The sequence below is a fragment of the Streptomyces sp. NPDC002669 genome (assembly GCF_042889165.1).
Classification (GTDB): Bacteria; Actinomycetota; Actinomycetes; order Streptomycetales; family Streptomycetaceae; genus Streptomyces.
This window is the reverse complement of sequence record NZ_JBIAQQ010000040.1, coordinates 1-12,316: the sequence shown is the minus strand read 5'-3', so window position 1 is coordinate 12,316 and position 12,316 is coordinate 1. Positions and strand designations below refer to the sequence as shown.

Sequence of the window (12,316 nt, the reverse complement as noted above, 5' to 3'; positions counted from 1 at the left end):
GCCAGTTCCGGCGAGGGCGCGGGACCGTGCACCCGGGAGCCGTTTCGCGGAACCACGAGGGGAGCAGCAGGTGACCATGACGGCCCGAACGGCAGCCACCGGACACGGCGGGCCGGGACCCGGAGCCCCGGCCGGCAACGGAACCGGTTTCTGCCGGATCACGGTCGTCGCGCCCGACGGCCGTGTCGACGTGGCACTGCCCGAGGACATCGCCGTCGCCGACCTGTACCCGGAGATCCTCCGGCTCTCGGGACAGAGCCCCGACCGGGGCGCCCCGGTCGGCTACCACCTGGTGCGCCGCGACGGCACCGTCCTCGACGGCGGCCGCACCCTGGCCGGGCAGCGGATCCTCGACGGGGAACTGCTCTCCCTGCGCCCCTTCTCCGAGTCCCTGCCGCCCGCCGTCTTCGACGACGTCTCCGACGCCGTCGCCACCGCCGTCGCCCGGGACCGCACCCTCTGGGGCGACGGCCTCACGCGCGCGGCCGGACTCCTCGGCGGGTCGGTCCTGCTGGTCCTGCTGGGCTTCGTGCTGTGGACCTCCGACGCCCGGCACGACACGCACGGCCTGCCCGGCGTCCTCGCCGCCGTCGTCGCCCTGCTCGCCCTCGCCCTGGCCTGCGTACGCGCACGGGTCTACGACGACCCGGGATCGTGCACGGCCCTGGGGGTCGGCGCGCTCGCGAACGCGGCGGTCGCCGGCGCCGGGCTGCTGCCGCTCGCCGCGGGCCAGGGCATCGGCCGGCTCCAGTTCCTGCTCGCCTGCGCCGCCGTGCTGGTGGCGGCGGTGATCCTCATGATCGCCGCCCCCGCCGGGGACGGCGTCTTCGTCGCGTTCGTGTTCGCCGCGGCCATCGGCCTGCTGGTCACCTTCGCCGCGATCACGACCGGCATGGAGCCCGCCGAGGCCGCCGCGGTGTGCGCCCCGCTCTCCGTGGGCGCCCTCGCCTTCCTGCCCGGTCTCTCCACCCGCTTCGCCCGCCTCCCCATCGGCTTCGAACCGCCCCGCACCACCGTCGGTGACTACGGGACGTCCGAACCGGCGGCATCGGGCCCGGTCGACGCCGACCGCATCGCCGCCCGCGCGCGGCGCGGCCACGAACTGCTCGTCGGCCTGGTCGGCGGCTGCGCCCTGGTGGCCGTGGGCGCCGCGGCCGTCCTGGGATTCTCGGACAACACCTGGGCCCGGCTGCTGGCACTCGCCACCGGGGTCGCCATGCTGATGCGCTCCCACCTGTTCCGCTACACGGCCCAGGTCGGCTGCGCCCTGGCGGCGGGCCTCGGCTCACTCGTCCTCCTGGGGCTCGGTCTGTCCCTCGACCCCCCGGCCGACCTGCTGCGCGAGGCCGCCGCGGGGGACGGCTCCGCGCTCGACATCCGTACGATCTGGCTCGCCGCGGCCGTCGCGGGCGGCGCCGCGCTGATCACCGCCGTCGGGCTGATCGTGCCGCGCAAGGGAGTCACCCCCTTCTGGGGACGCTTCCTGGAGATCGCCGAGACGTTCGTGCTCCTGACCCTGATCCCGCTGTGCCTCGCCGTCTTCGACCTCTACCGCTCGATCCGGTCCCTCACCGGCTGATCCGCCCCGGCGCCCCTGCCGCCCGGACCGGCTCCGCGGGGCTGGTACGCTGTGTGACGGCCGTTTGTGTACGCGCTTCCGGATCATCCTGGGATCTGCGCTCATCGGACCTTCGCCTCCGAGTCACGGAAGCTCCTCTGCGTTCAGGATCAGAGGCACTCGTGGGCGCATCGAACATCAAAGAGGAGTACGCGTGCCGCTCGACGCCGCTACGAAGAAGCAGATCATGTCCGAGTTCGCCCAGAAGGAAGGCGACACCGGCTCCCCCGAGGTCCAGGTCGCGATGCTCTCCCGTCGCATCTCCGACCTGACCGAGCACCTCAAGGTCCACAAGCACGACCACCACTCCCGTCGTGGTCTGCTGATCCTGGTCGGCCAGCGTCGCCGCCTGCTGCAGTACCTGGCCAAGAAGGACATCCAGCGCTTCCGTGCCCTGGTCGACCGCCTCGGCATCCGCCGCGGTGCGGCCGGCGGCGCCAAGTAAGACGCCGTGAAGGGAGCGGTTCCCACCACTGAGGGGGCCGCTCCCTTTGCTGTACGTACGATTGTGCGTATGCGGGCATGCACGGGAAGTGACGGATCTCCGTACGACCGGCATGCCAAGCTGAGCCGAATCTCAGTAACCTGGTCGGAGAACGACCTGAAGACGAGCGAGAAGCAGACCTCCCCGCCGCCGGTCCTCGGTAGTGGCCCCCGGACTCATCGACCCGGGTGCTTCGATCGAAGACCGGCCCGCCGATGGAGGGCTTCTCCGCTACCGTCCCCCGCCACACGGGCGTGGGGGCGCGAAGACGATATGTAACGGAGAAAACGCTAGTGGAGAACGAGACCCACTACGCCGAGGCTGTCATCGACAACGGCACCTTCGGCACCCGCACCATCCGCTTCGAGACGGGCCGCCTGGCCAAGCAGGCCGCCGGCTCCGCCGTCGCGTACCTGGACGACGACACCATGGTGCTGTCGGCCACCACCGCCTCCAAGAAGCCCAAGGACCAGCTCGACTTCTTCCCCCTCACGGTGGACGTCGAGGAGCGGCAGTACGCCGCCGGCAAGATCCCCGGCTCCTTCTTCCGCCGTGAGGGCCGGCCCTCCGAGGACGCGATCCTCACCTGCCGCCTGATCGACCGGCCGCTGCGCCCCTCCTTCAAGAAGGGCCTGCGCAACGAGATCCAGATCGTTGAGACGATTATGGCGCTCAACCCCGACCACCTGTACGACGTGGTCGCGATCAACGCCGCCTCCTGCTCCACGCAGCTGGCCGGCCTGCCCTTCTCCGGCCCCGTCGGCGGCACCCGTGTCGCCCTGATCAAGGGCCAGTGGGTCGCCTTCCCGACGCACACCGAGCTCGAGGACGCCGTCTTCGACATGGTCGTCGCCGGTCGCGTCCTGGAGGACGGCGACGTCGCGATCATGATGGTCGAGGCCGAGGCCACCGAGAAGACCATCCAGCTCGTCAAGGACGGCGCCGAGGCCCCGACCGAAGAGGTCGTCGCCGCCGGCCTGGAGGCCGCGAAGCCGTTCATCAAGGCCCTCTGCAAGGCCCAGTCGGACCTCGCCGCCAAGGCCGCCAAGCCCACCGGCGAGTTCCCGGTCTTCCTGGACTACCAGGACGACGTGCTGGAGGCGCTCGCCGCCGCCATCACCCCCGAGCTGGCCCAGGCGCTCACCATCGCCGGCAAGCAGGACCGCGAGGCCGAGCTGGACCGGGTCAAGGAGCTCGCCGCCGAGAAGCTCCTCCCGGCCTTCGAGGGCCGCGAGAAGGAGATCTCCGCCGCGTACCGCGCGCTGACCAAGAAGCTGGTCCGCGAGCGCGTCATCAAGGACAAGGTCCGCATCGACGGCCGCGGCGTCACGGACATCCGTACGCTCGCCGCCGAGGTCGAGGCCATCCCGCGGGTGCACGGCTCGGCGCTGTTCGAGCGTGGCGAGACCCAGATCCTGGGCGTCACCACCCTCAACATGCTCCGCATGGAGCAGCAGCTGGACACCCTCTCCCCGGTGACCCGCAAGCGCTACATGCACAACTACAACTTCCCGCCGTACTCCGTCGGCGAGACCGGCCGCGTGGGCTCGCCCAAGCGCCGCGAGATCGGCCACGGCGCGCTCGCCGAGCGCGCCATCGTGCCGGTGCTGCCGACGCGCGAGGAGTTCCCCTACGCGATCCGCCAGGTCTCCGAGGCGCTGGGCTCCAACGGCTCGACGTCCATGGGCTCGGTCTGCGCCTCCACCATGTCGCTGCTGAACGCCGGTGTGCCGCTCAAGGCAGCCGTCGCCGGCATCGCCATGGGCCTGATCTCCCAGGAGATCGACGGCAAGACCCACTACGTCGCCCTCACCGACATCCTCGGTGCGGAGGACGCCTTCGGCGACATGGACTTCAAGGTCGCCGGCACCAAGCAGTTCGTCACCGCGCTCCAGCTCGACACCAAGCTCGACGGCATCCCCGCCTCGGTCCTGGCCGCCGCGCTGAAGCAGGCCCGCGACGCCCGCCTCCACATCCTCGACGTGATGAACGAGGCCATCGACGTCCCGGACGAGATGTCCCCGAACGCCCCGCGGATCATCACCGTCAAGATCCCGGTGGACAAGATCGGTGAGGTCATCGGCCCCAAGGGCAAGATGATCAACCAGATCCAGGAGGACACCGGCGCCGACATCACGATCGAGGACGACGGCACCATCTACATCGGTGCCGCCGACGGACCGGCCGCCGAGGCCGCCCGCGCCACGATCAACTCGATCGCCAACCCGACCATGCCCGAGGTCGGCGAGCGCTACCTGGGTACGGTCGTCAAGACCACCACCTTCGGCGCCTTCGTCTCCCTCATGCCGGGCAAGGACGGCCTGCTGCACATCTCGCAGATCCGCAAGCTCGCCGGTGGCAAGCGCGTGGAGAACGTCGAGGACGTGCTCGGTGTCGGCACCAAGGTCCAGGTCGAGATCGCCGAGATCGACTCCCGCGGCAAGCTCTCCCTGATCCCGGTCATCGAGGGTGAAGAGGACGAGAAGAAGGACGACGCCGCCAAGTGACGTCCCGTAGTTCCGTGACGACGGCCCGTGCCTCCTCGAAGGCGCGGGCCGTCGCCCGTACCCAAACGCTTCTCAAGGGCAGCAACGGCATCGGTACGGTCCGCCGTACCGTCCTGCCCGGCGGTCTGCGGGTCGTCACCGAGACCCTGCCCTCCGTACGCTCCGCCACCTTCGGCATCTGGGTCAACGTCGGCTCGCGCGACGAGACCCCGTCCCTGAACGGCGCGACGCACTACCTCGAACACCTCCTCTTCAAGGGCACCGCCAGGCGCAGCGCCCTCGACATCTCCGCCGCGATCGACGCGGTCGGCGGCGAGATGAACGCCTTCACGGCGAAGGAGTACACCTGCTACTACGCGCGGGTCCTGGACACCGACCTGCCGCTGGCCATCGACGTCGTCTGCGACATGCTGACCGGCTCGCTGATCGCCCCCGAGGACGTGGACGCCGAGCGCGGCGTCATCCTCGAGGAGATCGCGATGACGGAGGACGACCCGGGCGACTGCGTGCACGACCTGTTCGCGCACACCATGCTCGGCGACACCCCCCTCGGCCGCCCCGTCCTCGGCACCGTCGACACCATCAACGCGCTCGACCGCGGCCGGATCGCCCGTTTCTACAAGAAGCACTACGACCCCACCCACCTGGTCGTCGCAGCCGCGGGCAACATCGACCACGCCACGGTCGTGCGCCAGGTCCGCAAGGCGTTCGACCGGGCGGGCGCGCTGTCCCGCACCGACGCCGTCCCGGTCGCCCCGCGCACCGGCTCCCGCACCCTGCGCACCGCGGGCCGGGTGGAGCTGCTGAACCGCAAGACCGAACAGGCCCACGTCGTCCTCGGCATGCCCGGCCTGGCCCGCACCGACGAGCGGCGCTGGGCCCTCGGGGTGCTCAGCACGGCCCTCGGCGGCGGCATGAGCTCACGCCTCTTCCAGGAGGTACGGGAGAAGCGCGGCCTCGCCTACAGCGTCTACTCGTACACCTCGGGCTTCGCCGACTGCGGCCTGTTCGGCGTGTACGCGGGCTGCCGGCCCAGCCAGGTCCACGACGTCCTCAAGATCTGCCGGGACGAACTCGACCGGGTAGCGTCCGAAGGACTGAGCGACGAGGAGATCGGCCGCGCCATCGGGCAGCTCTCCGGTTCCACGGTCCTCGGCCTGGAGGACACCGGAGCGCTGATGAACCGCATCGGCAAGAGCGAACTGTGCTGGGGCGACCAGATGTCGGTCGACGACATGCTGGCCCGGATGGCGCAGGTCACTCCCGACGACGTGCGCGAGGTCGCGGGCGAGGTCCTCGGACACCGCCCCTCGCTCTCCGTCATCGGCCCGCTCAAGGACAAGCAGGCCGACCGCCTCGACGAAGCGGTCTCCTGACCCCCACCCGTAAGGAAGCAGAGCAATGAGCAAGCTGCGCGTGGCCGTTCTCGGTGCCCAGGGCCGTATCGGGTCCGAGGCGGTACGAGCCGTCGAGACCGCCGACGACATGGAGCTGGTGGCCGCCCTCGGCCGCGGGGACAAGCTGGAGACCCTCGCGGAATCCGACACCCAGGTCGTCGTAGAGCTCACCACCCCCGCATCGGTGATGGGCAACCTCGACTTCTGTGTCCGGCACGGCATCCACGCCGTCGTCGGCACCACGGGCTGGACCGACGAACGGCTCGCGCAGCTGAACACCTGGCTCTCCGGCTCCCCGGAGACCGGTGTGCTCATCGCGCCGAACTTCTCCATCGGCGCCGTCCTCACCATGAAGTTCGCGGAGCGGGCCGCCCGCTACTTCGAGTCCGTCGAGGTCGTCGAACTGCACCACCCCAACAAGGTCGACGCCCCCTCGGGCACCGCCACCCGCACCGCGCAGCTGATCGCCGAGGCCCGCCGGAAGGCCGGCCTCGGCGATCAGCCGGACGCCACCACCACGGCCCTGGACGGGGCCCGCGGCGCGGACGTCGACGGCGTCCCGGTGCACGCGGTACGGCTCCGGGGACTGCTCGCCCACCAGGAGGTGCTGCTCGGCGGCGAGGGCGAGACGCTCACCATCCGCCACGACTCGCTGCACCACAGCAGCTTCATGCCGGGCATCCTGCTCGGCGTCCGCCGTGTGGTGACCACCCCGGGCCTCACGTTCGGCCTGGAAAACTTCCTCGACCTGAACTGACTGAGCCCTGCCATGCGCGCAAAGATCACTTACTTCGTCACCGCCGCCGTCCTGGTCTTCTACTTCGTCCTGGTCGGCAGCCGCGGCGTGATGCTCATCGAGCACGGCACCCTGCTGACGGTCGCCTTCGGGGTCGCGGTGCTGATCCTGCCGGTGATCGGGGTCTGGTTCCTCTGGAAGAACACCCAGTTCGTGGCGCGGGCCAACGCGCTGGCGGCGGAGCTCGACGCGGAGGGCGGCCTGCCGGTCGACGAGCTGGTCCGGACGCCGTCCGGCCGGATCGACCGCGACTCGGCCGACGCCGTCTTCACCCGCCGCCGCGAGGAGACCGAGGACTCCCCGGACGACTGGCGCTGCTGGTTCCGCCTGGCCGTCGCGTACCAGGACGCCAGGGACACCCCGCGGGCCCGGAAGGCCATGCAGAGGGCGATCGCCCTGCACGCCGGATCCGCCGGGGCCGGCACGTCCTGACCGGCGTTCCGGGCCGGGCCCGGCCGCGCCGTGGGCGCGGAGCGGATGCGAAAAGACCGAAGCCGTCCGGCGAACAGCTCCCGGACGGCTTCGGCTTCGGTACGCCCTCGGGTCAGACCCGGCGGTACTCGTCCCCCCATGCCTCCAGGGTGTCCGCCGCCCGGTCGAACGCCTCTCCCCGGCTCAGGAAGTCCGCGTTGTTGTCGGTGAGCAGCGGTTCCATCGGCCCGCCCCCCTGACGCACGACGACCAGCGCCTGGCCCTGCACCGTGCGCGGGAACCCGAGCCACCGCACCGGCTGCTGCACCGTGCGGATCGCGGTGATCCGGTTCCACGGCACGGTCGTCGTGGAGAAGAAACCCACCCGGCGCACGCCGTGCCGGCTCACCCAGGCACCCATCCGGAGCAGCCGCAGGGCACAGGCGATGATCGCGAGGGCCACCCCCAGACACACGACGGTGCCCGGCAGTGCCCCGGCGAACGCGATGATCATCCCGGCGAACAGCACGAAGGACGCGAGCAGCAGCAGGCCCGCCCCGGCCGCGACCCGCCAGGGGCCGGGACGGTACGGGCGCCGCCAACTGTCGTGGTCGTCGAACGGGAGCGCGGGGTCCTCAGCGCTCGCGTCAAACGCGCGGTCGGCCGTCAGGAAGGGCAAAGGCACGACTGATCCTCACTCACAAGCACGCTCGATTTGCTGTGCCCGGTGAGGCTACCGAGGAGGCCATGACCCGACCACTCCAGGGGGCCCGTACGGGTCAGCGCCCGTCGAAGGCCTCGGTCTGCTCGGTGTGCGAGGGGCTCTGGACGGGGCTGAGCGCGGGCAGGCCGAGGATCAGCGAGCCGATGAGCCCGGCGACGACCGTCAGCCCGACGAGGGACCGGCCGGCCAGCTGGGAGACGCTGGCGCGCTCCCGCGGGGGCGGGGTGACGTTGCTGCGGAATCGGTCGGCCTCGGCCACGAACGAGAACGGGACGGATTCACGCCGGCGGAACATGAGGAAGCTCTCCTTGAACTCTGTTTCGGATGCTGCTAATGAGTCAGACGTGCGAAGGGTCCGATCGGTGCCCCGAATCGCCGAATTCGTCGAAGAAATCCCCCGACGGACCTTCCGGTCCTGCTTGTCGGTGGCGGCCCGTAGAGTGGGCGCCGCCCGAGCGACGCAACTGGAAGGACCCCGCCGGTGACCGAGACCCCCGAGCCCGCAAAGCCCAGCTTCCGCAGCGATGTCACCGTCGAACTGGTGAAACACGCGGCGGGCGACTCCGACGTCCTGTTCGCCGCCCGGGTGTCCACGGCGGGCGAGCAGTCCCTGGAGGAGGTCACCAAGGACCCCGAGCGCTCCAAGGGCCTCATCAACTTCCTGATGCGCGACCGGCACGGCAGCCCGTTCGAGCACAACTCGATGACCTTCTTCATCAGCGCCCCGATCTTCGTGTTCCGCGAGTTCATGCGGCACCGCGTCGGCTGGTCGTACAACGAGGAGTCGGGCCGCTACCGGGAGCTCCAGCCGGTCTTCTACGTCCCGGACGCCTCCCGCAAGCTGGTCCAGCAGGGCCGCCCCGGCAAGTACGAGTTCGTCGAGGGCACCCCGGCCCAGCAGGAGCTCACCGGCCGCGTCATGGAGGACTCGTACCGCCGGGCGTACGAGGCGTACCAGGAGATGCTCGACGCGGGGGTGGCCCGTGAGGTGGCCCGGTCGGTGCTCCCCGTCGGCCTCTTCTCCTCGATGTACGCCACGTGCAACGCCCGCTCGCTGATGCACTTCCTCGGCCTGCGCACCCAGCACGAGCTGGCGAAGGTGCCGTCCTTCCCGCAGCGGGAGATCGAGATGGTCGGCCAGCAGATGGAGGAGCACTGGGCCCGGCTGATGCCGCTCACCCATGCAGCCTTCAACAAGAACGGACGCGTCGCCCCGTAAGCGGTGTCCGTATTGCGGCGTTTCGTGAAGTTCATCTAGGCTGATCAAACGGACCCGGCACTGCTTGAACCCCCGAGCAGGCAGTGCCGGGCTCCTATCGCTTGTCCCCCCGAGGGGGCATTGGGCGCTGAGCAGCGAGTAGCGTGTTACCCATGGCTCCGATCTCCACTCCGCAGACCCCCTTCGGGAGGGTCCTCACCGCCATGGTCACGCCCTTCACGGCGGACGGCGCACTCGACCTCGACGGCGCCCAGCGGCTCGCCGCCCACCTGGTGGACGCAGGCAATGACGGCCTGATCATCAACGGCACCACCGGCGAGTCCCCGACCACCAGCGACGCGGAGAAAGACCAGCTCGTACGGGCGGTACTGGAAGCCGTGGGGGACCGGGCCCACATCGTCGCCGGCATCGGCACCAACGACACCCGGCACAGCGTCGAACTCGCCCGCGCGGCCGAACGCGCCGGCGCTCACGGCCTCCTCGCGGTGACGCCGTACTACAACAAGCCGCCGCAGGAGGGCCTCTTCCGCCACTTCACGGCCATCGCGGACGCCACCGGCCTGCCGGTGATGCTCTACGACATCCCGGGCCGCAGCGGGGTGCCGATCAACACCGAGACGATGGTCCGTCTCGCCGAGCACCCGCGCATCGTCGCCAACAAGGACGCCAAGGGCGACCTCGGCCGCGCGAGCTGGGCGATCTCCCGCTCCGGCCTCGCCTGGTACTCCGGCGACGACATGCTGAACCTGCCGCTGCTCTCGGTCGGCGCCGTCGGATTCGTCTCCGTCGTCGGCCACGTGGTCGCCCCCGACCTGCGGGCCCTCATCGAGGCGTACCTCGGGGGCGACGTCCAGAAGGCCACGGAGATCCACCAGAAGCTCCTGCCCGTCTTCACCGGCATGTTCCGCACCCAGGGTGTGATCACGACCAAGGCCGCGCTGGCCCTCCAGGGACTCCCCGCAGGTCCGCTGCGCCTCCCCCTGGTCGAGCTCACCGAGCAGGAAACGGCTCAGCTCAAGATCGATCTCGCAGCCGGCGGGGTAGAGCTCTAAACACAGACTTCACAACTGAATACGCGAAGAACACTCGCAAGAGCGAAAAAACAGACAACAGCAAGTGCACGAATGACATGCGCGCCACGTGCCCAAGCGGTACGTGGCGCGCGTGGTAAGGAGAGTCTTTTGAGTCATCCGCACCCCGAACTCGGCACCCCACCGAAGCTCCCGAAGGGCGGCCTCCGCGTCACCCCGCTCGGCGGCCTCGGCGAAATCGGCCGCAACATGACGGTCTTCGAATACGGCGGCCGTCTGCTCATCGTCGACTGCGGAGTCCTCTTCCCCGAGGAGGAACAGCCCGGGATCGACCTGATCCTGCCGGACTTCACCACGATCCGGGACCGTCTCGACGACATCGAGGGCATCGTCCTCACGCACGGGCACGAGGACCACATCGGTGGCGTCCCGTACCTGCTGCGCCTGAAGCCGGACATCCCCCTCATCGGCTCCAAGCTGACCCTCGCGCTGATCGAGGCGAAGCTCCAGGAGCACCGCATCCGCCCGTACACCCTCGAGGTCGAGGAGGGGCAGCGCGAGCGCATCGGCGTCTTCGACTGCGAATTCATCGCGGTCAACCACTCCATCCCGGACGCCCTCGCGGTCGCCATCCGTACCCCCGCGGGCCTGGCCGTCGCCACCGGTGACTTCAAGATGGACCAGCTTCCGCTGGACGGCCGCCTCACCGACCTGCACGCTTTCGCCCGGCTGAGCGAGGAGGGCATCGACCTCCTTCTCGCCGACTCGACGAACGCGGAGGTCCCCGGCTTCGTGCCGCCCGAGCGGGACATCTCCAACGTCCTGCGCACGGTCTTCGCCAATGCGCAGAAGCGCATCATCGTGGCGAGCTTCGCCAGCCACGTGCACCGCATCCAGCAGATCCTCGACGCGGCGCACGAGTACGGCCGCCGGGTGGCCTTCGTCGGCCGGTCGATGGTCCGGAACATGGGCATCGCCCGTGATCTCGGCTATCTGAACGTCCCCGCGGGACTGGTCGTCGACGTCAAGACCCTCGACGACCTGCCGGACGACGAGGTCGTGCTGGTCTGCACGGGATCCCAGGGCGAGCCGATGGCGGCCCTGTCCCGCATGGCCAACCGCGACCACCAGATCCGGATCGTCCAGGGCGACACGGTGATCCTGGCGTCGTCCCTGATCCCGGGCAACGAGAACGCGGTCTACCGCGTGATCAACGGCCTGACCCGCTGGGGCGCCAACGTCGTCCACAAGGGCAACGCCAAGGTCCACGTCTCGGGCCACGCCTCGGCCGGCGAGCTGCTGTACTTCTACAACATCTGCAAGCCGAAGAACCTGATGCCGGTCCACGGCGAGTGGCGCCACCTGCGGGCCAACGCCGAACTGGGCGCGCTCACCGGTGTGCCGAAGGACCACATCGTCATCGCCGAGGACGGAGTCGTCGTCGACCTCGTCGACGGCCGGGCCAAGATCGTCGGCAAGGTCCAGGCGGGTTACGTCTACGTCGACGGCCTCTCGGTCGGCGATGTCACCGAGACCTCGCTCAAGGACCGCCGGATCCTCGGTGAAGAGGGCATCATCTCCGTCTTCATCGTGGTCGACAGCACCTCCGGCAAGATCACGGGCGGCCCGGACATCCACGCCCGCGGTTCCGGCATCGACGATTCGGCGTTCGTCTCCGTCGTGCCGAAGATCGAGGAAGCGATCAACAGGTCCGCCCAGGACGGCGTGCTGGAACCCCACCAGGTCCAGCAGTTGGTCCGCCGCACGGTGGGCAAGTGGGTTTCCGACACCTACCGCCGGCGCCCGATGATCCTTCCGGTCGTCGTCGAGGTCTGACCCGCCGCCCGACCCGGGCAGCGCGAACTCAGGAGCGGGGCCCCCGATTTGCATCGGGGGCCCCGCTCCAGTACGTTTACGGCTCCGCCTGACCGGGAAGCGCCGCGCACAGCCATGTGCTGCGAGTGTGCCGGAGGAGGCGGAAATCCGACTCAGAACTTCTGATAAAGTCGGGCCCGCCGAAAGGCAAAAGACCACTTCGACGGTCACCGAGAATTCGGAATCCGGTCCGGAAACGGAACGGGAAAAGGTTCTGGTAGAGTCGGAAGGGCCGGAAAGGGAAAACGCGGAAG

At 69.7% G+C, this 12,316-nt stretch carries 11 protein-coding genes; 9 read left to right on the top strand and 2 right to left on the bottom strand.

Features of this window, described 5'->3' with window-relative positions; all coding sequences use genetic code 11:
- The first annotated feature begins 76 nt into the window (after positions 1-76).
- The 6 genes from eccD to ACFYW1_RS35895 all read left to right on the top strand — a co-directional run bounded on the left by eccD (position 77) and on the right by ACFYW1_RS35895 (position 7,234).
- On the top strand, positions 77-1,579 hold the full coding sequence (gene eccD / locus ACFYW1_RS35920) for a type VII secretion integral membrane protein EccD (RefSeq protein WP_389003241.1): 1,503 nt from the start codon (positions 77-79) through the stop codon (positions 1,577-1,579).
- Between the two features lie 193 nt (positions 1,580-1,772).
- Positions 1,773-2,063 (top strand): 30S ribosomal protein S15, encoded by a 291-nt coding sequence (gene rpsO / locus ACFYW1_RS35915; protein ID WP_093548425.1) that lies wholly within the window; start codon positions 1,773-1,775, stop codon positions 2,061-2,063.
- Between the two features lie 332 nt (positions 2,064-2,395).
- Positions 2,396-4,609 carry a polyribonucleotide nucleotidyltransferase gene (locus tag ACFYW1_RS35910; RefSeq protein ID WP_389003236.1) on the top strand — a complete coding sequence of 738 codons (2,214 nt, stop codon included), beginning with the start codon at positions 2,396-2,398 and terminating at the stop codon, positions 4,607-4,609.
- Positions 4,606-5,985 carry a M16 family metallopeptidase gene (locus tag ACFYW1_RS35905; protein ID WP_389003233.1) on the top strand — a complete coding sequence of 460 codons (1,380 nt, stop codon included), beginning with the start codon at positions 4,606-4,608 and terminating at the stop codon, positions 5,983-5,985. Before ACFYW1_RS35910 ends, ACFYW1_RS35905 begins: the two co-directional genes overlap by 4 nt.
- Positions 5,986-6,010: 25 nt before the next feature.
- Positions 6,011-6,763 carry a 4-hydroxy-tetrahydrodipicolinate reductase gene (gene dapB / locus ACFYW1_RS35900; protein WP_389003230.1) on the top strand — a complete coding sequence of 251 codons (753 nt, stop codon included), beginning with the start codon at positions 6,011-6,013 and terminating at the stop codon, positions 6,761-6,763.
- A gap of 12 nt (positions 6,764-6,775) precedes the next feature.
- Positions 6,776-7,234 (top strand): tetratricopeptide repeat protein, encoded by a 459-nt coding sequence (locus tag ACFYW1_RS35895; protein ID WP_356936673.1) that lies wholly within the window; start codon positions 6,776-6,778, stop codon positions 7,232-7,234.
- A 112-nt stretch (positions 7,235-7,346) separates the two neighbouring features.
- Here ACFYW1_RS35895 and ACFYW1_RS35890 read toward each other — a convergent pair whose 3' ends face one another.
- Together ACFYW1_RS35890 and ACFYW1_RS35885 are read right to left on the bottom strand one after the other, a co-directional pair.
- On the bottom strand, positions 7,347-7,898 hold the full coding sequence (locus tag ACFYW1_RS35890; RefSeq protein ID WP_389003227.1) for a hypothetical protein: 552 nt from the start codon (positions 7,896-7,898) through the stop codon (positions 7,347-7,349).
- 94 nt (positions 7,899-7,992) lie between these two features.
- Positions 7,993-8,232 (bottom strand): hypothetical protein, encoded by a 240-nt coding sequence (locus ACFYW1_RS35885; protein WP_389003224.1) that lies wholly within the window; start codon positions 8,230-8,232, stop codon positions 7,993-7,995.
- Between the two features lie 186 nt (positions 8,233-8,418).
- Here ACFYW1_RS35885 and thyX point away from each other — a divergent pair, with 186 nt between their 5' ends.
- From thyX to ACFYW1_RS35870, 3 genes are all read left to right on the top strand, one after another.
- Positions 8,419-9,156, top strand: coding sequence for an FAD-dependent thymidylate synthase (gene thyX / locus ACFYW1_RS35880; RefSeq protein WP_389003221.1), 738 nt, complete (start codon positions 8,419-8,421; stop codon positions 9,154-9,156).
- Positions 9,157-9,308: 152 nt separating this feature from the next.
- Complete coding sequence (gene dapA, locus ACFYW1_RS35875) at positions 9,309-10,208, top strand: 4-hydroxy-tetrahydrodipicolinate synthase (RefSeq protein ID WP_389003218.1); 900 nt, start codon at positions 9,309-9,311, stop codon at positions 10,206-10,208.
- 129 nt (positions 10,209-10,337) lie between these two features.
- Positions 10,338-12,023 carry a ribonuclease J gene (locus ACFYW1_RS35870; RefSeq protein WP_389003215.1) on the top strand — a complete coding sequence of 562 codons (1,686 nt, stop codon included), beginning with the start codon at positions 10,338-10,340 and terminating at the stop codon, positions 12,021-12,023.
- The last annotated feature ends 293 nt before the right edge of the window (positions 12,024-12,316 follow it).

Coding starts and splice junctions, on each gene's coding strand:
- eccD (WP_389003241.1), top strand. CDS start 77: ATGACGGCCCGAACGGCAGCCACCGGACACGGCGGGCCGGGACCCGGA.
- dapB (WP_389003230.1), top strand. CDS start 6,011: ATGAGCAAGCTGCGCGTGGCCGTTCTCGGTGCCCAGGGCCGTATCGGG.
- ACFYW1_RS35895 (WP_356936673.1), top strand. CDS start 6,776: ATGCGCGCAAAGATCACTTACTTCGTCACCGCCGCCGTCCTGGTCTTC.
- ACFYW1_RS35885 (WP_389003224.1), bottom strand. CDS start 8,232: ATGTTCCGCCGGCGTGAATCCGTCCCGTTCTCGTTCGTGGCCGAGGCC.
- dapA (WP_389003218.1), top strand. CDS start 9,309: ATGGCTCCGATCTCCACTCCGCAGACCCCCTTCGGGAGGGTCCTCACC.